General features: G+C 69.4%; 16 protein-coding genes and 1 pseudogene. 10 read left to right on the top strand and 7 right to left on the bottom strand.

Translation table 11 applies throughout. The features are described 5' to 3' along the window. Positions 1–49 precede the first annotated feature (49 nt). Together AB0N66_RS38290 and AB0N66_RS38285 are read left to right on the top strand one after the other, a co-directional pair. Complete coding sequence (locus AB0N66_RS38290; protein WP_365444076.1) at positions 50–1,024, top strand: 2-dehydropantoate 2-reductase; 975 nt, start codon at positions 50–52, stop codon at positions 1,022–1,024. 54 nt (positions 1,025–1,078) lie between these two features. After that, on the top strand, positions 1,079–2,014 hold the full coding sequence (locus AB0N66_RS38285) for a LysR family transcriptional regulator (protein WP_365444073.1): 936 nt from the start codon (positions 1,079–1,081) through the stop codon (positions 2,012–2,014). Positions 2,015–2,062: 48 nt separating this feature from the next. On the opposite strand, the gene AB0N66_RS38280 is transcribed toward AB0N66_RS38285, so the two are convergent. Then, positions 2,063–3,655 carry a FadD7 family fatty acid--CoA ligase gene (locus AB0N66_RS38280; RefSeq protein ID WP_365444070.1) on the bottom strand — a complete coding sequence of 531 codons (1,593 nt, stop codon included), beginning with the start codon at positions 3,653–3,655 and terminating at the stop codon, positions 2,063–2,065. 266 nt (positions 3,656–3,921) lie between these two features. On the opposite strand from AB0N66_RS38280, the gene oxc reads away from it, so the two are divergent. Beyond that, entirely contained in the window at positions 3,922–5,673 is a 1,752-nt protein-coding gene (oxc, locus tag AB0N66_RS38275) for an oxalyl-CoA decarboxylase (RefSeq protein ID WP_365444067.1), read from the top strand. An 89-nt stretch (positions 5,674–5,762) separates the two neighbouring features. Further along, positions 5,763–7,019 carry a formyl-CoA transferase gene (gene frc, locus AB0N66_RS38270; protein WP_365444064.1) on the top strand — a complete coding sequence of 419 codons (1,257 nt, stop codon included), beginning with the start codon at positions 5,763–5,765 and terminating at the stop codon, positions 7,017–7,019. A 149-nt stretch (positions 7,020–7,168) separates the two neighbouring features. On the opposite strand, the gene AB0N66_RS38265 is transcribed toward frc, so the two are convergent. Continuing rightward, positions 7,169–7,609, bottom strand: a complete 441-nt coding sequence (locus AB0N66_RS38265; protein ID WP_365444061.1) for a PAS domain S-box protein — start codon at positions 7,607–7,609, stop codon at positions 7,169–7,171. Between the two features lie 153 nt (positions 7,610–7,762). Then, the gene (locus AB0N66_RS38260) at positions 7,763–8,719 is read right to left on the bottom strand and encodes an ABC transporter substrate-binding protein (RefSeq protein ID WP_365444058.1); all 957 of its coding nucleotides are present in this window, start codon (positions 8,717–8,719) and stop codon (positions 7,763–7,765) included. A gap of 382 nt (positions 8,720–9,101) precedes the next feature. Here AB0N66_RS38260 and AB0N66_RS38255 point away from each other — a divergent pair, with 382 nt between their 5' ends. The 4 genes from AB0N66_RS38255 (at position 9,102) to AB0N66_RS38240 (ending at position 13,190) form a co-directional block, all read left to right on the top strand. Beyond that, positions 9,102–11,648 carry an ATP-binding protein gene (locus AB0N66_RS38255; RefSeq protein WP_365444055.1) on the top strand — a complete coding sequence of 849 codons (2,547 nt, stop codon included), beginning with the start codon at positions 9,102–9,104 and terminating at the stop codon, positions 11,646–11,648. A 2-nt stretch (positions 11,649–11,650) separates the two neighbouring features. After that, a complete protein-coding gene (locus AB0N66_RS38250) occupies positions 11,651–12,124 on the top strand; it encodes a roadblock/LC7 domain-containing protein (protein WP_365444113.1) in 474 nt (157 codons plus the stop codon). Positions 12,125–12,193: 69 nt separating this feature from the next. Continuing rightward, positions 12,194–12,628, top strand: coding sequence for a DUF742 domain-containing protein (locus tag AB0N66_RS38245; RefSeq protein WP_365444052.1), 435 nt, complete (start codon positions 12,194–12,196; stop codon positions 12,626–12,628). Then, entirely contained in the window at positions 12,579–13,190 is a 612-nt protein-coding gene (locus AB0N66_RS38240) for an ATP/GTP-binding protein (RefSeq protein ID WP_365444049.1), read from the top strand. The genes AB0N66_RS38245 and AB0N66_RS38240 overlap by 50 nt, the downstream gene beginning before the upstream one ends. 50 nt (positions 13,191–13,240) lie before the next feature. On the opposite strand, the gene AB0N66_RS38235 is transcribed toward AB0N66_RS38240, so the two are convergent. The 4 genes from AB0N66_RS38235 to AB0N66_RS38220 all read right to left on the bottom strand — a co-directional run bounded on the left by AB0N66_RS38235 (position 13,241) and on the right by AB0N66_RS38220 (position 16,453). Further along, positions 13,241–13,915, bottom strand: coding sequence for an ABC transporter permease (locus AB0N66_RS38235; protein ID WP_365444046.1), 675 nt, complete (start codon positions 13,913–13,915; stop codon positions 13,241–13,243). After that, on the bottom strand, positions 13,912–14,619 hold the full coding sequence (locus tag AB0N66_RS38230) for an ABC transporter permease subunit (RefSeq protein WP_365444044.1): 708 nt from the start codon (positions 14,617–14,619) through the stop codon (positions 13,912–13,914). The genes AB0N66_RS38235 and AB0N66_RS38230 overlap by 4 nt, the downstream gene beginning before the upstream one ends. Beyond that, positions 14,616–15,755 (bottom strand): ABC transporter ATP-binding protein, encoded by a 1,140-nt coding sequence (locus AB0N66_RS38225; protein ID WP_365444041.1) that lies wholly within the window; start codon positions 15,753–15,755, stop codon positions 14,616–14,618. The genes AB0N66_RS38230 and AB0N66_RS38225 overlap by 4 nt, the downstream gene beginning before the upstream one ends. A 119-nt stretch (positions 15,756–15,874) precedes the next feature. Further along, on the bottom strand, positions 15,875–16,453 hold the full coding sequence (locus AB0N66_RS38220; protein ID WP_365444038.1) for a helix-turn-helix domain-containing protein: 579 nt from the start codon (positions 16,451–16,453) through the stop codon (positions 15,875–15,877). Positions 16,454–16,747: 294 nt separating this feature from the next. On the opposite strand from AB0N66_RS38220, the gene AB0N66_RS38215 reads away from it, so the two are divergent. Beyond that, positions 16,748–18,199 carry an MFS transporter gene (locus AB0N66_RS38215; RefSeq protein WP_365444035.1) on the top strand — a complete coding sequence of 484 codons (1,452 nt, stop codon included), beginning with the start codon at positions 16,748–16,750 and terminating at the stop codon, positions 18,197–18,199. Positions 18,200–18,222: 23 nt separating this feature from the next. Beyond that, positions 18,223–19,254, top strand: a pseudogene (locus AB0N66_RS38210) (serine hydrolase domain-containing protein); the annotation flags it as partial. Positions 19,255–19,284 lie beyond the last annotated feature (30 nt).

Below are 19,284 nucleotides of genomic sequence, written 5' to 3'. Positions count from 1 at the left end.
AGGATACTGCATACAGTATTCATCACGCCCCCTTCGAAGAGGAGCCGCCATGAAAATCGCCGTTCTCGGAGCCGGTGCGATCGGCGCCTATGTCGGAGCGGCACTGCACCGTGGTGGCGCCGAGGTCCACCTGATCGCGCGAGGTGAGCACCTGAAGGCGATACGGGCCCACGGGGTGCGGGTGAACAGCCCGCGCGGCGACTTCGTGGCACAGCCGCACGCCACCGACGACCCGGCCGAGGTCGGCGCCGTGGACTACGTGTTCCTGGGGCTGAAGGCGCACTCCTACCCGTCCAGCGGATCCCTGATCGCCCCGCTGCTCGGCGAACGGACCGCGGTGGTGGCCGGTCAGAACGGCGTTCCGTGGTGGTATTTCCACAAACTGGCCGGCCCCTACGAAGGCCGCAGGATCGAGGCGGTCGACCCCGGCGGCGCCACCAGCCGGGTGCTGCCGCCGGAGCGGGCGATCGGCTGTGTGGTCTACCCCGCCACGGTCATCGAGGCCCCCGGCGTCATCCGGCACCTGGAGGGCACCAGGTTCTCGATCGGCGAGCCGGCGGGAGGTGTCTCAGACCGCTGTACGGCCCTGAGCGAGGCCATGGTCGCGGGCGGGCTGAAGAGCCCGGTGGAACCGAACCTGCGCGACGACATCTGGATCAAGCTCATGGGCAACGTCGCCTTCAACCCGATCAGCGCGCTCACCCGGGCCACCATGGCCGACATCTGCGGGCACCCGCCCACCCGGCGGCTGGTCACCCTGCTCATGGAGGAGACCCTCGACATCGCCTCCCGGGTCGGCAGTACGCCCGACATCTCGATCGAGAAGCGGCTGCGGGGTGCTGAAGGGGTGGGCCACCACAAGACGTCCATGCTCCAGGACCTGGAGGCCGGCAAGCAGCTGGAGCTCGACGCCATCGTGACCGCGGTGGTGGAGATGGCCGACATCTCCGGGGCCGACGCGCCCACACTGCGCGCGGTCCACGCCGCCACGGACCTCCTGGCGCGGAGCGGACAACGGGCGTGACCAGCCGGGCTGGGTAGGCTTGGCCGATCACATGGCACCAGCGAGGAGTCGTTCATGCTGTTCCGTCAGCTGGAGTACTTCGTAGCGGTGGCCAGGGAGAGACACTTCGCCCGGGCGGCGGAATCCTGCTACGTCTCGCAGCCCGCGCTCTCGGCGGCCATCGCCAAGCTGGAGCGCGAGCTGAACGTCACGCTGATCAACCGCGGGCACAACTACCAGGGCCTCACCCCGGAGGGCGAACGGCTCGTCGTGTGGGCCAAGCGCATCCTCGCCGAGCAGGACGCCTTCAAGGCCGAGGTGGCCGCCGTACAGTCCGGCATCACCGGGACGCTGCGGCTGGGCACGGACCCCACCGCGTCGACGACCCTGGCGCTCCCCGTGGCCGCGTTCTGCGCGGCCCATCCGCTGGCCAAGGTCCAGGTCCGCTCCCGGCTGTCGACGAAGGAGCTGCACCGCCAGCTGCGCGACTTCGAGCTGGACGTGGCGATCGCCCACTTCGACCCCGGTGACCAGGAGGGCCTCCAGGTCGTCCCCCTGTACCAGGAGCGGTACATGCTGCTGATCTCCGCCGATCAGCTGACCTCGGGGACCACCTCCACCATGACCTGGGCGGACGCGGCCCAGCTGCCCCTCGCGCTGCTGACGCCCGACATGCGGATCCGCCAGATCATCGACAGTGTGTTCGCGGACAAGGGGTTCGTGGTGACCCCGCAGGTGGAGACGGACTCGATCGCCTCCCTCTACGCCCACGTGGGCGGCGGCGAGTGGGCGAGCATCGTGCCCCACGCGTGGCTGCGCGCGATGCCGGTGATCGGCCGGACGAGAGCGCTGCACCTGGTCGATCCCGAGGCCGGGGCGCAGGTCTCGGTGGCGATCCACGCGGCGACCCCCGGTTCGGTCGCCGCCCGGGCGTTCGTCAACGCGGCGACGGGACTGGCGCTGGACGACTTCTTCAACCAGCCGTTGCCCGCCGAGCACCGGGTGCGCTGAGCCGGGGCCCCGTGCGCCGAGCCGGACCTCACGGCGTGGCGCCGGGCCTCACGGCGCGTACTTGGCCTCCACCGCCAGCCGGTCGAGCGCTCCCTTGGCGGTGTGCGGCAGCGCGGCCACGAGTTCGATCCGGTCCGGCACCTCGAAGGCCGCCAGCCGGTCACGGGCGTACTGCAGGATCTGCTCGGACCCGATGCTCTCGCCCTCGCGGACGACCACGGCGGCGCCCACCCGCTGCCCGTAGACCGCGTCGGGGATGGCGAACACGGCAGCCTCGGTCACTCCGGGACAACCGGCGATGATGTCCTCGACATGCTCGGGCGAGATCTTCTCGCCGCCCCGGTTGATGAGGTTCTTGATCCGCCCGGTGAGGGACAGATACCCGTCCTCGTCGAGTACGCCCAGGTCACCGGTGCGCAGCCAGCCGTCGGTGAAGGTGCGTGCCGTCTCGCCCGGGTTGCCGAGGTAGCCGCGGGCGACCGTCGGACCCTGCACCCACACCTCGCCCTCGGTGCCGACCGGAGACGTGCGCCCGCTCGGGTCGACGACCCGGAGGTCCACTCCGGTGGGCCGGCCGACCGACCCCTGCTTCAAGGGCCCGCCCGGCGGCAGCGGTTCGCTGGTGGCCTGGTGCGTGGACTCGGTCATCCCGTACGCGGACAGCAGTGGCGCGCCGAACGTGCGCTCCAGCGCCCGCTGCGTCGCGGTGTTGAGGGGCGCGCTGCAACTGCGGACGAACTTCAGCGGCGGGGTCTGCGGACCCGGGTACTCGGTCCCCGCCCGGTCCAGCAGGATTTCGTGGATGGTCGGGACCGCCGTGAACCAGGTGGCCCCGGCGGCCCGCATGTCGTCCCAGAACGTGTGCGCCGAGAACCGTCCACGCTCGGGCAGCAGTACGCATCCGCCGCTGGCCAGCGACGCCAGCAGCGCCGCGAACAGGCCGTGGCCGTGGAAGAACGGCATCACCGCGACCGTCGCGTCGCCCGGTCCCAGTTCGTAGGTGGCGCAGATGCCCCGCACGGACGCGGCCACGTTGGCGTGCGTCAGCGGGACCATCTTGGCGCGGGCGGTGGTACCCGCGGTGAACAGGACGAGGGCGTCCTGGGCCGAGAGCTCGCCCGCCGCGCCGCGGACCTCCCGTACGGCAGGCGCGCTCGTGTCCAGGGCGACCGTCGCCGTTCCGGCACGGGAGGCGAGGACGCGGAGCGGCCACGTCGGGACCGGGACCTGAGCGGCAGGCGGGGCGTCGTTCACGGAAGGACCGAGCAGGAGGGCCTGGGCGCCCAGTGCTTCGAGCCGGTCGGACAGCTGCGTCGCGGGCAGCGTCGGGTCCAGCGGAGCGACCACCAGACCGGCCCGCGCCGCACCCAGGAGCCCGACGACGAACTCGGCGTTGTTGGCGCAGATCAGCCCGATCGCGTCACCGCGTCGCAGTCCGGTCCCGGCGAGACGGGCCGCCACGTCGTCGGCAAGGGCAGAGAGGGCGCGGTAGGACAGGTGCACCCGGTCCCCGGTGACGACGAGAGCACGGGCGTGCGGTCGCTCGCGGACGTGCCGGTCGAGGAGATCCACGAGGCCCGTGACCGAGGGTGGCCCGTACCGCTCCGCGTCGTACACGGATGCCGCCGCCGGAACGGCCATGACTCCACCTCCCGCGACACGTCTGATGAACCAGTCCACTGCGAGCCTGCGGTGGTGTGCGGTGCGCGTCCAATACGCACTGGCGAATGGGCGATAGCAGGTGTCTATCAAGGGGGTCGCGGGGCTGGTCGGAGGCCTGCCACCAGGTATCGATAGATGCTGTTTATCAGCTGGTCGTCGATGGGTCTTGGACGTGCGGAGCCCAGGTCAGGATGGTGAGATGAGTAGCCGCACCGGCAGGACCTGCCCAAGGAGGACCTCGGATCATGACCGCCCCCTCGACTCTGGAGACAGCGGCGACCGCCGACGTTCCGACCGAGCTCACCGACGGGTACCACCTGGTCGTCGACGCGCTCAAGTTGAACGACGTGGACACCATCTACGGGGTGGTCGGCATCCCGATCACCGACTTGGCCCGCCTCGCGCAGGCACAGGGCATCCGTTACATCGGCTTCCGTCACGAGAGCAACGCGGGACACGCGGCTGCGGCGGCCGGTTACCTCACGAAGAAGCCGGGCGTGGCGCTTACGGTGTCCGCACCGGGCTTCCTCAACGGGCTCGTCGCGCTGGCGAACGCCACCACGAACTGTTTCCCGATGGTCCAGATCTCCGGCTCCAGCGAGCGCCACCTCGTCGACCTGAAGCAGGGCGACTACGAGGAGATGGACCAGCTCGCCGCGGCGCAGCCGTTCGTGAAGGCCGCGTACCGCGTGAGCCGGGTCGAGGACATCGGCCGCGGTATCGCCCGCGCGCTGCGCACCGCGATCTCCGGGCGTCCCGGCGGTGTCTACCTCGACATCCCGGCCGCGGTGCTCGGCTCCATCATGGACGCGGAGGCCGGCGCCAAGACGCTGAGCCGGCTCGTCGACCCGGCGCCGCGTCAGCTGCCCGCGCCCGAGGCGGTGGACCGGGCGATCGAGCTGCTGGCGGGGGCACAGCGGCCGCTGATCATGCTCGGCAAGGGCGCCGCGTACGCGCAGGCGGACGACAAGATCCGCGAGTTCGTCGAGTCCACCGGCATCCCGTACGTACCGATGTCGATGGCCAAGGGCCTGCTGCCCGACAACCACCCCCAGTCGGCCGCCACCGCCCGTTCGCTGGCGCTGAAGAAGGCCGACGTCGTCGTGTTGGTCGGCGCCCGCCTCAACTGGCTGCTGAACCACGGCGAAGCACCGAGCTGGAACCCTGACGCGAAGTTCATCCAGATCGACATCGAGCCCAAGGAGCTGGACAGCAACCAGCCCATCGCGGCCCCGCTCGTCGGAGACATCGAGTCCGTGCTCGACGCGATCGCCGAGCGGACCAAGCCCGGCCAGATCGCCGCCCCCACCGCCTGGCGCGAGGAGTTGGCGTCCCGCTCCGCGCAGAACGTGGCCAAGATGGCGGAGCGCCTCAAGGCCGACCCGCACCCGATGCAGTTCATGGGCGCGCTGAAGGCGATCCGCGACATCGTGGTCGAGCGCCCGGAGACGTACATCGTCAACGAGGGCGCCAACGCGCTGGACATCGCCCGCAACGTGATCGACATGCACGTACCCCGCCACCGCCTCGACAGCGGTACCTGGGGCGTCATGGGCATCGGCATGGGGTACGCGATCGCCGCCGCCGTCGAGAGCGGCGAGCCGGTCGTGGCCGTGGAGGGCGACAGCGCCTTCGGGTTCAGCGGCATGGAGCTGGAGACGATCTGCCGCTACAAGCTGCCCGTGGTCACCGTGATCATGAACAACGGCGGCGTCTACCGCGGCGATGACGTCAACCCCCTCGACGACGCCCCGTCGCCGACCACCCTGATGCTCTCGGCACGCCACGACCTGATGATCGAGGCGTTCGGCGGCAAGGGCTACCGCGCGACCACGCCCGCCGAGGTCAGCGCCGCCCTGAAGGAGGCGCTGGCGCTCGGCGGCCCCGCGCTCATCGACTGCGTGATCGACCCCTCGGCCGGCACCGAGAGCGGCCACATCGCCCACCTCAACCCCAAGGGCATCACCGTCGGCAACATCGCACCGAAGAAGAAGTGAGCGCCTCGACCCCGAGCGCTCCACCCCAGAACCACCGCCCCCGCACAGCCGACTCTCGCACCGAGAGCATTCAGGAGAAGGAATACATCATGAGTGAAAAGCCGCTCGCCGGAATCAAGGTGATCGACTTCACCGGGGTCCAGGCCGGTCCCGCGTGTACACAGATGCTCGCCTGGTTCGGCGCCGACGTCATCAAGGTCGAGCGCATCAACGGCGGCGATGTGACGCGCCGTCAGCTCCGTGACATCCCGGACCTCGACGCCCTCTACTTCACCATGCTGAACAGCAACAAGCGCTCGCTGGCCATCAACACCAAGGCCCCCGAGGGCAAGGAGGTCATGGAGAAGCTGATCCGCGAGGCGGACATCCTGGTCGAGAACTTCGCGCCGGGCGCCATGGACCGCATGGGCCTCAGCTGGGAGTACATCCACGAGCTGAACCCGCGGCTGATCTTCGGCTCGGTCAAGGGCTTCAACGACGACTCGAAGTGGAACGACCTCAAGGTCTACGAGAACGTCGCCCAGGCCGCCGGCGGCTCCGCGTCCACGACCGGATTCTGGGACGGCCCGCCGACCATCAGCGGCGCCGCCCTCGGTGACAGCAACAGCGGTATGCACCTGCTGATCGGCCTGCTCACCGCGATCATCCAGCGCAACGCGACGGGCCTCGGCCAGAAGGTATCGGTGTCCATGCAGGACGCCGTGCTCAACCTGACCCGGGTCAAGCTCCGTGACCAGCAGCGTCTGGAGAGGCTCGGCTTCCTGGAGGAGTACCCGCAGTACCCGAACGGTGAGTTCGGCGACGCGGTGCCCCGTGGCGGCAATGCCGGCGGCGGCGGCCAGCCGGGCTGGATCCTGAAGTGCAAGGGCTGGGAGACGGACCCCAACGCCTACATCTACTTCACCATCCAGGAGCAGAACTGGGTGCGCACCACCGAGGCCATCGGCAAGCCCGAGTGGGCCGAGGACCCGGAGTACACCACCGCCCTGGCCCGTCAGCCGCACATCATGGACATCTTCGGCGAGATCGAGAAGTGGCTGGCCGACAAGACGAAGTACGAGGCGGTCGACATCCTGCGCACGTTCGACGTGCCCTGCGCGCCCGTGCTCAGCATGAAGGAGCTCGCCGCCGACCCCGACATGCGCAAGAGCGGCACGATCGTCGAGGTCGAGCAGAAGGAGCGCGGCACCTACCTGACGGTGGGCAGCCCGATCAAGTTCTCCGGCTTCAAGCCCGAGATCGAGGGTGCGCCGCTGCTCGGCGAGCACACCGACGAGGTGCTCGCGGACCTCGGCTACGACGCCAACGACATCCGCAGGCTGCACGAGGGCAAGGTCGTCGCCTGACCGGCCCCTGGCTGAAATGACCCGGTACCCCGCGTGCGAGGTCCGCACGCGGGGTACCGGCATGTCAGCGGGGCGTCGGAGCGTGCGTAGGACGAAGGAAGGCCACCGTCGCGTGTCGCGGCGGTGGCCCGGTGCTTCGGTGGTGCGTCTCAGGTTGTGGTGTGTTCCGCGGCGGCGTCGTTGCGGCGGATCCGCTCCTTCTCCCGGGCCCGGCGCGCGGTGACATCCCGGATGACCGCGCCGCAGTGCGCCGCGCCGCCGTCGGGATCGGCCAGCAGCACCACGCTGAACTCGATGGAGAGCTTGCGGCCGTCCGCCCCCAGCGCGGGAACGGCGAGCAGGTCCGCGTCGCCGTACCGGTTGGTCCCCTGCTCCATGGCCGTCACAAAGCCGTCCCAGTGACGCTGTCTGTGCTTCTCGGGGATGATGATGTCCAGGCTGCGGCCGGCGACCTCGCCGGCGGTGAACCCGAAGATGCGCTCCGCTCCACGGTTCCAGTAGCGGATCAGCCCTTCACGGTCGATGATCACAATGCCGTCGGGGGCCTGGGCAGCCATTCCCAGCACCACCGCGGGATCCAGATCTTCCATGTCTCCTCCGAGCCGGGGCCGTTGGAGCCGTCAGCATACTGCATACAGTTCGTATTGCATGCAGTATGACGACGTCATGGAACTCGCGGAGCGTGCGGCGGATCATCGCGCCGTCGGCCGGGACGGACGTCCGCCCCGGCCCTCACGCGTCGGTCAGGACAGTCCGGCGGAGGACAGCCACGCCTTGGCCACGTCCAGCGGGTCCTTGCTGTCGGTCTGCACCTGGCTGTTGAGATCGATCAGGGTTTCCGTGTCGAGCTTCGCCGATATCTCGTTGAGTACGGAAACTCCCTCTGCCGGGAGTTCGCTCTTGTATGCCAGCGGAAGCACGTTCTGGAAACTGAACAGGTTCTTCGGGTCCTTGAGGATGACGAACTTGTTCGCCTTGATCGTGGGGTCCGTCGTGAAGAGGTCCGCGGCCTGAATGTTGTTTCCCTTGAGGGCCGCGACCGTCAGCGGACCGCCGGCGTCCAGCGCCTTGAAGGACTTGAATTCGAGGCCGTACTCCGACTTCAGGCCCAGCAGCCCCTGCTGACGGGTCTGGAACTCGGGCGACCCGCCGATGACCAGGTCGGAGGCCACGTCGGCGAGGTCGGCGATCGATGACTCGCTGGTCAGGCCGTACTGCTTGGCCGTCGCCTCGTTGATCCCGACCGCGTCCTTGTCCTCGGCCTTGGACGGCTCCAACAGGGTGAGCTTCGGGTCGAGTTCGGCGTTGATGAGGTTGATGGTGTCCTCGGCCGAAGTCGGAACCGCTTTGGCGTCCAGATACGACAGAAGGGCGCCGTTGTATTCGGGCATGACCGTGAGCGTGCCGTTCTTGATAAGTCCGTACGTGGTCTCACGACTGCCGATGTTCAGCTTGTAACTGACCTTTATGCCCTTGGACTTGAGGGCCTCACCGTAGATATCGGCGAGCAGAATGCTCTCGGGGAAGTTGTTGGAACCGACCACGACCGTCCCGCCGGCAGCGGCGTCGTCCTGCAAGGGGTCGTCGCTGCCGGAGTCGGAGGAACCGCAGCCCGTCAGGGCGGCCGCTGCCACAACCAGCAGGGAAACAGCGTACGTTGCGGACGTTCGGGTGCTTCTGGCGAATGTCACGTTGGTCATCCAGACTTGGCGTGGGGTGTGGCGGCGGGCCGAAAGGCACGGCGTGGCGACGGTCCAGACGATCCAAGCGAGCCCACTTACGGACCGTCAAGACACGAATAGATCACTGACGGAGACCAAAGGATCACCGCGGGATCAACTCTGCATCACCTTTGGAGACGGTTCGGCTTCATCCTGTGGGCGCATCGTGCACAAAATGTGTGTGAACCCGGCGTATCCGTCTGTCGGAGTTTGGTTGATCATGGCCGAACACTTCCGTCAGCCGCTAATGTTGGCCGAGTCGAGGGCCTTGTTCCACTTGCCGGCCTGAGCGCGCTGTCGCGACCCTGAACCCACCAAGCCCGGACAGCGGGCTTCCATGGAATGAAGTCAAGGAGGTTTGGTGCCCGCGCACAGGAAAGCCGTCCTGGAGGAGCCGTCAGTGGCCCCCCGAATAGGTCGGACTCCGCCCCTCCTTGACCGTTGGCCTTTCCGTCGGAAGCTCAACGTCCTGGTCATCGTGCCGCTCGCGGTCGTCTCGGCGATGCTCTTCTACGTCATCTACGCACAGGTCGACCGGGCCCTGACCGCCGCCGACACCGCCCAACTGGTGCGGGACAGCGCGCAGGTCACCAAGCTCATCGACACCGTGCAGGCCGAGCACCGGCAGGCGCTCCTCGTCTCCCTGCGCTACGAGGCCGCGAGCTCCGGCGACAGCGCGCCCAACACCTCCGCGTACCTCGACGCGCAGCAGAAGGTCAACGTTCAGGCGGACGCCGTCCGTTCGGCCTTCGGGGACCGGCTGCCCGCGGCCGAGGCCCAGGTGCTCAGGGAGCTGGAGGGCCTGGACACCCTCCGCCAGACGGTCGAGCAGGGGCCCATCCCCGCCGACAACATCGACCCCGCGTACGGATCGGTGATCGACGGTCTCATCAACGGCCTCAGGCTCGGCCAGGCCGATACGTCCTCGACCTCCGCGGCCAGCCTGCTCGACGCGCTGCTGCGCGCCGACACCGCCCACGCGTCCTTCGAGACCAGCGTCTTCGCGGCCCGGACAGGCGACGCCAACGCGCTCATCGAGTTCACCAGCGCCGTCGGTGACTACGACCAGTACCTCTCCCAGGCCGACCGGTTCACCCGGTTCGCCAGCCCCGACCAGGCCGCCGCGATCGACGGGATGGAACACAACCCGTACCAGGGCGTCATCGCGCAGCACTTCGCCCAGCTACAGGTCGACCCGAGTGCTCTGATCGCCGGGAGCCCGGCGGAGCTGCGCACCGCCCTGTCCGACGCGCTGAGCGCCGAACCCACTTACGCGCGCCAGGCCGAGAGCCGGCTGAAGATCACCCAGTCGCTCATCGGCCAGCTCGCCACCCAGGCCGACGACGCGTCGACCGACGCCTGGTGGGAAGTCATCTGGCTGGTCTCGGGCACCCTGCTCGCGCTGGTGTCCTGGTTCCTGTTCTCCGTGCTGGTCCGCCGCTCCGTACTGCGGACCGTACGGACGCTCACCGGGGCGGCCCAGCACGTGGCCGCCGCGGCCGGGACGGAGCTGGCCAGGGTCGCGGACGACGACGCCGAGGACGCGAGTCCGCCGCGTCTGGACGCCGTACCCGTGCCGGTCCGCGACGAGATCGGTGAACTCGCCGAGGCCTTCAACCAGGTTCAGGTCACCGCGACCGCCCTGCTGGAGCGCCAGGTCGTGAGCCGCCGCAACATCGCCGTCATGTTCGGCAACGTCGGCCGCCGCGTCAGCAACCTGACGGCACGCCAACTCGCGCTGATCGACTCGGTGGAGCGCGGCGAGACCGACCCGGAGGTACTGGAACGGCTCTACCGCATCGACCACATCGCGGTACGCCTCCAGCGCAACGCCGACAGCCTGATGCTGCTCGCCGGAATCCGTGAGGGCGGCCTCAACGCCGGTCCCATGCGGCTCAGTAACATCGTCCGCGCCGCGCTCGGCCAGATCGAGGGCTACCAGCGGGTCACCCCGCACGCCGAGGGCGATGTCAACGTCGCTCCGGACATCGTCGGCGACCTGACGCTGATGCTCGCCGAACTGCTGGAGAACGCGGTGATGTTCTCCCCGGCCTCCAGCAACGTCGAGGTGGTCCTGCGACCGCGGCACGGTTCCACCGGCGGCGCCCTCGTCGAGATCATCGACCACGGCCTGGGGATGAGCCCCGAGCGGCTGGCCGAGGAGAACGGCCGGCTGATCCGCCGCGAACGACTCGACCTCGCGCCCACCGAGGTCCTCGGCCTCTTCGTGGTCGGCGGTCTGTCCCGGCGCTGGGGCATCGAAGTCGTCCTGTCCCGCACCCCCGGCGGCGGCGTCACCGTCACCGTCGCGGTCCCCTCCTCGCACCTGTTGCTCGCCGACCCGACGGGAGCCGCGACGCGGGCCCCGCACATCATGCCGGCCGCCCGCCGGTCCGGCCCGCCCGAGCCGCGTCCCGCGACGGTCGAGTCGGCGCCCGGCGCCTCGGCCCTGCCCCGCAGGGTCCGTGCACGCCCGGGCGAGGAATTCCCCGGCCACACACGCAGGCAGGAACCCGCGACGGGAACCGGAGGCGAGGACGCCCTGGCCCATCCCACCAACGGACTCGGCAGGCCACGCGGCAACGGCGACTCGGGCATGGCCCCGTCGGACCCCGTCGAGGGCGCCGGTTCGCTGCGGCGCCGGGTGCGCGGTGCGACCCTGTCGGCCACCACCGCGTCGACCCGGCTGCCCAAGCAGCCCATGCCGACTCCACGGCCGCCCGCCTGGCAGCCCGTCGACCCGGAGGCCGCGCGCTCCGAGCTCGACGAGTTCGAGGCCGCGGTGCTACGGGCCCAGAGCGAGAGCGCGGCGAGGGGCACGGACCCTGGCGCGAACCGCTCCGGGGCGCCGGGCGAACAGACCAATCAGAGCAACAGATCCTCATTCCCGGAAGGCACGAGCAAGTGACCATGTGGACAGGCAAGCCGGAATCCGGAGCCGCGGAACCGGTGACGGACGTCAAGGCCGCCGCTGCCGACTTCAATTGGCTGCTCAATCGATTCGCCACCGAGACCGCCGGGGTCGTCGACGTCATCGGAGTCTCCTCCGACGGACTGCTGCTCGCGGTCTCCCAACTGCGCGGCCAGGCCGACTCGGAGAGGCTCGCGGCGATCGTCTCCGGTATCACCAGCCTCGCCATGGGGGCCTCCGGCAACTACGGGCTGGGTGGCCTGAACAAGGTCATCATCGATCTGGAGGAGGGGCACGTCCTGGTGTCGGCCCTTGGCGCGGGCGCGGTGCTCGGAGTGGTCGCCTCCAAGGAGGCGAAGCTCGGCAACATCGCGTACGAGATGACGCTCTTCGCCAATCGCGCGGGCGCCGTCCTGAGTCCTCAGCTGGTCATGGAACTCAAGAACACCGTGGGCATCGCTCCGACCGGTTGACGGTCGACGTTGACGGTCGACAAGGACGTCGCCGGTCCATGACGACCCGCGAGGCGAAGGGATCAGGACGTGACGACGGCCGGCGAGCCATCAGGCGACGATGAAACCGCGTGGGGAGTTGAGCCTCCCGCGTCGGTTGTCCGGCCTTTCCTGCTGACCGCGGGACGGATCGCGGGCGGTGACAGTCTGGTGCCGCCGATCCCGATCGAGACCCAGGTGGTCGCGACCGACATGGGTCTGGCCGCGCTCGACGCCTTCGTCTTCGACCAGCACCGCGACATCATCGCGGTCTGTCGTCAGCCGCAGTCGCTGGCGGAGATCGCGGCGAAACTGCGGATGCACTTGAATGTGATCAGGGTGCTCGCCGACGATCTGCGCGCCGACGGTCAACTGGCCTTGTACGCACCGCAGGCCGATTCCGCCCGCGACGCCACAGTATTGCGAAGGGTTATCGATGGTCTCCGAGCTATCCCCGACTCCCGGGGCGCGATCCGTGAGCGCTGACACCCAGGGTCCCCGGCCGCCGCTGCCGGTGAAGATGGTCATCGCGGGCGGCTTCGGCGTGGGCAAGACCACGACGGTAGGCGCCATTTCCGAAATCGAGCCGCTGACCACCGAGGCGTCCATCACCTCGGTCGCCGCGGGCGTCGACGACCTCTCCCACACGCCGCACAAGGTGACGACCACCGTCGCCATGGACTTCGGCTGCGTCACTCTCGACCCGACCCTGAAGCTCTACCTGTTCGGAACCCCCGGCCAGGAGCGCTTCGGGTTCATGTGGGACGACCTGATCGAGGGCGCGCTCGGCGGGCTCGTCATCGTCGACACCCGCCGCCTCGACGACTGCTACGCGGCGGTCGACTACTTCGAGCACCGCCAGATCCCGTTCGCGGTGGCCATAAACGCCTTCGACGGCAAGGTCGAGCACGACCTGAACGACGTACGGTGGGCCCTCGACGTCGGCGAGCACGTACCGCTCACCGTGTTCGACGCCCGCAGCCGCGGATCGGTACGTGACGCGCTCCTCGTCGTCCTCGAACACGCCCTGGCCACCGCGGAGAAGTAGCCGGAAGAAGGGGCGACGGGCCATGGCCCGTCGCCCCTTTCGCTTTTCCGTCAGGCCGTACGGCGCCTGCGGACCCCCGGGGACACCGCCACCCGGGTCACCACCCAGAACAGCACGAGGACGAGCAGCGCCAGGACGGCCGTGAGGGCGGCCCCGCCGGCCACCTTCTCGAAGTTGCGCTGGTAGAGGCCGTCCAGGATGTACCGGCCGACGCCGCCCAGGGCCACGTAGGCCGCGATCGTGGCCGTCGACACGATCTGGATCGCCGCCGAGCGCAGACCGCTGAGGATCAGCGGCAGCGCCGCCGGCACCTCGACCTGGAAAAGGATCTTCCCCTCCGACATGCCCATGCCGCGGGCGGCGTCGACGGGGGAGGGGTCCAGCGTGCGGATCGCCTCGTAGGTGGTGATGAGGATCGGGGGGATCGCCAGCACCACGAGCGGGATCATCACGGGCACGATGCCGAGGCCCAGCCAGACGAACATCAGGACCAGCAGCCCGAACGTCGGCAGCGCCCGGGCCCCCGAGGCCACGAACGCCAGTGCGTTGCCACCGCGTCCGGTGTGTCCGGTGACGAGCCCGATGGGCAGGCCGACGGCCGCGGCGATCGCGAGCGCCCCGACGGTGTACTGGACGTGCTCCCACACGCGCTGCGGGATCCCGTCGTACCCGTGCCAGTGGGACCCGTCGCTGAAGAAGGACTGCATGAAGTTGAGGACGTTCACGAGACGCTCTCCGGGGTGCGGGCGGCGCCCGCGATCGTGGACGTACGGCGTGCGGTCCTGCGGCCGGAGGGCGGCTGCCAGGGGGTGAGCACGCGCCGCAGCAGGACGAGCACGGCGTCGACAAGGATCGCGAGGACGGCGGTGGTGAGCACCGAGTTCACGGCGAGGAGCGGGCGGTGGTAGAGCATCGCGGTGGTCAGCAGATTGCCGAGCGCCCCCTCGTTGCCGATCAGCGCGCCGACGCTGACCAGGCTGATGCTCGACGCGGTCGCCACCCGTAGTCCCGCCATGATCGCCGGTACGGCGATGGGGAGTTGGACCTGGAGGTAACGGCGCCCGGGACCGATGCCCATCGCCGTGGCGGCTGCGTTCGTCTCCTCGGGCACCGAGCGGACACCGTCGACGACCGCCGGGACCAGAATCACCAGGCTGTAGAGGCTCAGCGGGATCATCACGGTCGTCTTGCTCAGCCCCGTGTAGTCGATGAGCACCACGAAGAAGGCGATCGACGGGATCGCGTACAGCACCGTGGTGAACCAGAGGACCGGCGGATAGATCCAGTTGAAGCGGACGCACAGCAGGCCTACCGGCAGCGCCAGCAGGAGGCCGACGAGCACCGGGACCAGCGCCTCCTGCATATGAGTGGAGATCAGGCCGAGATAGCTGCTCTGGAGGTCGCTCGGGATGTCGAAGAAGCCGTTCATCGCGAGGCCTTCACCTGTACCGGAAGTTCCGGCGATTCGGCCGCCCGCTGCCGGCGGGCCGCGCGGATAGCCGCGGCGATCTTCTCCTGTCCGACGAGGCCCAGCACCTTCCCCGCTCCGTCCACGGCGACCGCCTGGCCGGTGGGCGAGAGCACCGCCCGGTCCAGGGCAACCCGCAGCGAGTCCCGGCCGATCTCGAAGCTCTGCCCGTACGGTTCCAGCGTCTTGACGTCGCCTTTCCACACCGTGAGGTCGGCCCAGCCCAGCGGCTTGCCGCCTGCGTCGGTGACCAGGGCCGGGGCCTCCGCGCCGATGCGCCCGGCGGTCTCCTGCCAGTCGGTGCCGACCGGGAGGATCCGGGAGCGGTCGAGGGGGAGGTCGCGCGTGGACAGGAACGACAGACCGCGGATGCCCCGGTCGGCGCCAAGGAACTCCTCGACGAAGGAGTCGGCGGGCGAGGACAACAGCTCGTCCGGAGCGGCGAATTGGGCGAGCTTGCCGCCGGTGCGCAACACCGCGACCTGGTCGCCGATCCTGATCGCCTCGTCCATGTCGTGGGTGACGAACACGATCGCCTTGCCCAACTCGCCCTGAATACGCAGCAACTCCTCCTGGAGGCCCCGGCGGACCACCGGGTCGACCGCGGAGAACGGCTCGTCCATCAGAAGCACCGGCGGGTCCGCGGCCAGCGCACGGGCGACGCCCACCCGCTGCTGCTGACCTCCGGAGAGCTGGTACGGATAGCGGCGGGCCATGTCCTTGTCGAGGCCGACCCGTTCCATGAGTTCGGCGGCACGGGCCCGGGCACGCTGCTTGGACCAGCCGAGCAGCCGCGGCACCGTGGCGATGTTGTCGACGATCGTGCGGTGCTGGAAGAGCCCGGCGTTCTGGATGACGTAACCCATGGACTGGCGCAGGGCGTTGACCGGCTTGCGCTGGATGTCCTCGCCGTCGACCCGGATCGTGCCGCTGCTGGGTTCGATCATGCGGTTGATCATGCGGAGCGTGGTGGTCTTGCCGCACCCCGAAGGCCCGACGAGCACGGTGATGGAGTGGTTCGGTATCTGCAGTGACAGGCGATCGACGGCCACAGTGCCGTCGGCGTATCGCTTGCTGACATCTTCGATGGCTATCAAGCGTCGAAACCCTTCGGGGAGCGCAGGCTCGCACGTGGTGCGATCACGTGTACGAGGGTGCGCAGTCTAGCCAGTTGGGGTTTGCGCCGTATGCGGTACCCGTAGGGAAGCCGGGTGGTTCAGCGGGCGGAGCGGACACCGTCGAGGGCGACGGCCAGGACGCGGTCGCGCTGGGCGTCGTCGAGGAAGTTCGTCGAGGTGATTCCGGCGACCATCCGCAGGAGGTCGTCGAAGGCGATGTCCGTACGCGCCTGGCCGGCCTTCTGTGCCCGTTCGAACAGCGGGCCGCCCGCCGCGTACATCGAGTCGCGGCAGGCCAGGAAGATCTCCGACTCGTTGTTGAGCGCCTCACGGATGGCCCGCTTGGTCACGGTGTAGTCGACGAAGCGACGCAGCCACGAGGCCAGCGCCTCCCACGGCTCCAGGACGGCGACCTCCTCGGCGACCCGGCACAGGTCGTTCACCTCGGCCGCGTAGACGCTCTCGAAGAGGTGGCGGCGGGTGGGGAAGTTCCGGTAGAGCGTGCCGACGCCCACGCCCGCGCGCCGAGCGATGTCCTCCAGCGAGGCCTCGGCGCCGTTCTCCGCGAATGCCTCGCGGGCAGCGGTCATCAGGGCGTCGTAGTTGCGCGCGGCGTCCTTACGGTGCGGGCGCCGGGCCGCGACGATCTCGCTGACGGGGAACGGCTGAGCCGTCACTGCTGCCTCCCGGGGCGGTCCGAGGTTGAAGCGGAGGTATGCCTCCGCTACAGTGGAGGCGTACCTCCACTTTACCAGTCGGGGTGAGTTCCGCGTGGACGCGTGCGGCAGCACGCGTCATCGACGCCCCCACCCCCGTTTCGACCGCATACCGGGCCCTGCGTCCTGTGCACCGCCCGCCCTCACCGTCCTTCGGCGACCGCTCAGCGTGGTCGTCGGCGTGCTCACCGCTGCCTCGCAGCGCTTCAGCTCCACTCTTTGGCTCCGCTCTGTTCTGCTCGGAGAGGCTCTTTGATGCCCCGGAAGTCCACCCGCCTCACCTTCGCGGTCCTCGCGACCGGTGCCGGCGTGTTCTCCATGCTCCAGTCGCTGATCGCACCGGCCCTGCCGACCGTTCAGCAGGCCCTGCACACCTCACAGTCCACCGCGACCTGGGTGATGACGGCGTACCTGCTGTCCGCCTCGGTCTTCACCCCGATCCTCGGCCGTGTCGGCGACCTGATCGGCAAGAAACGCACCCTCGTCGCCGTCCTGGTGACCGTGACGATCGGCTGTCTGCTCGCCGCGCTCGCGCCGACCATCGGCCTGCTGATCGTCGCCCGCGTCGTCCAGGGCATCGGCGGTGCGCTGTTCCCGCTGTCCTTCGGCATCATCCGGGACGAGTTCACCCCCGCTGAGGTCAGCCCCAGCATCAGCAACCTGTCCGCCGTGATCGCCGCAGGCGGCGGGGTCGGCATGGTCGCGGCCGGTCCCATCGTGACCGCGCTCGACTACCGCTGGCTGTTCTGGCTCCCCGTCGGCATCGTCGCCGTCACCACACTCATCGCCCTGCGCTACATTCCCGAGTCGCCCAGCCGGGCCGAGGGACGCGTCAACTGGCTCGGTGCCGTCCTGCTGTCCGGCTGGCTGGTGGCCCTGCTGCTCCCGCTCAGCCAGGCGGGCCAGTGGGGCTGGGGGTCGGCCCGGGTGATCGGACTGTTCGCCGCCGCCGTGCTGCTCTTCGCGCTGTGGCTGCTGACCGAGGCACGTTCCCGTTCCCCGCTGATCGACCTGCGCATCATGCGGCTGCCCGCCGTGTGGACCACGAACGTCGCAGCGCTGCTGTTCGGCGCGGGCATGTACTCGATCTGGTCCTTCCTCCCCGGCTTCGTACAGACCCCCAGCTCCGCGGGTTACGGCTTCGGCGCCAGCGTCACCGCGGCCGGACTGCTCATGCTGCCGATGCTCATCGCGATGTTCTGCTCGGGCGTGCTCAGCGGCCGCCTGCAACCCGTACTGGGCGCCAAGAAACTGCTCACGGCCGGCGCCGCGCTCGGCGCCGTGGCCTGCGGCTTCCTCGCCCTCTGGCACGACGAGCAGTGGCAGGTCGCCTTCGCGGCGGGCATCTTCGGCCTCGGCATCGGACTGGCCTTCGCCTCGATGGCCAACCTGATCGTCGGCAGCGTCCCGCCCGAGCAGACCGGCGCAGCGACCGGTATGAACGCCAACATCCGCACCATCGGCGGCTCCATCGGCGCGGCCGTGACCAGCGTCCTGGTCACCAGCCGCCTCCAGCCCTCGGGCCTCCCGTACGCCTCCGGATACACCCACGGTTTCACCCTGCTCGCCCTGCTCTGCCTCGCGGCGGCACTCGCGGCGCTCCTCGTGCCGGCGCAGCGCGCCGGGCGGATGTCCGGCACGCCCCGCGCATCCTCCGAGGAGGTGTCCCGCACGGAGGCGAAGCCCGGTGCCATGATGCCCAGGTGAGTCGCGACGGTGTGGGTGCACAGATGCGGGCGCGGGTCGGCGCCGTCCTCGAACGGCTCGTGGAGTCGGGGCAGGAGAACGGTCTCCAGCTGGCGGTGTATCTGGACGGCGAGCTGATCGTCGACGCGTGCGCGGGTGTGGCCGACGCCTCCGACGGCAGCGTCGTCGCACCCGACACGCTGATCCACAGCTTCTCGCTCGGCAAGGGCTTCACCGCCACCCTCGTCCATGTCCTCGCCGACCGCGGGCTGGTCGACTACGACACCCCGATCGCCCACTACTGGCCGGAGTTCGGGGCCCACGGCAAGGGCCGCGCCACCGTACGGCACGCCCTGACCCACGCGACGGGCGTACCGCAGCTGCCCGCCGCCATCACCCCGGCCGAGCTGTGCGACTGGGACACGATGTGCGCGATCGTCGCGGCGCAGGAACCGTTGTGGGAGCCCGGCACCGCCAGCGGCTACCACGGCTGGACGTTCGGCTGGATCCTCGGTGAGACCGTACGCCGGATCACCGGCCTGAGTCCGGCCGAGGCACTGCGTGTGTACGTCACGGAGCCGCTCGGCGTCGCCGACGAGCTCTTCTTCGGACTGCCGGAGAGTGAACTGGCGCGCACGGCACCGCTGGTGGAGGGCGACTGGGCGGCGTACCTGGCGAGCCTGCCGCCGTCCGTGCCCTTCGTCCGGCTCGTCGCGCGGAACCGCAGTGTGTGGACCACCGCCGAACTGGCCAACCGCCGCGACTACTTGCTCGCGGACCTGCCCGCCGGCGGTACGACCACAGCGCGGGCGGCGGCCCGCATGTACGCCGCGCTCCTCGGCGAGGTCGACGGCGTACGGCTGCTCACCCCGGAGCGGATGCGGCTCGCCTCCGCGGTGGCCGTCGACGGCAAGGACAAGACGTTCCTCAGCAGATACACCAAGGGCCTCGGCTACTTCCTGGGCCTGCCCGAAACAGCCGGTGAACTCACGTCCTTCGGTCATCACGGCAGCGGCGGCAGCATCGCCTTCGCCGACCGCGAGCGGGGCCTCTCCTTGGCCCTCACCCGCACCCGGCTGGTCTCCCCGAAGGTGGACACGGGCCGG

Origin of the sequence: Streptomyces sp. NPDC093544, assembly GCF_040683495.1 — a bacterium.
GTDB lineage: Bacteria > Actinomycetota > Actinomycetes > Streptomycetales > Streptomycetaceae > Streptomyces.
This window is presented reverse-complemented; position numbering and strand designations above follow the sequence as displayed.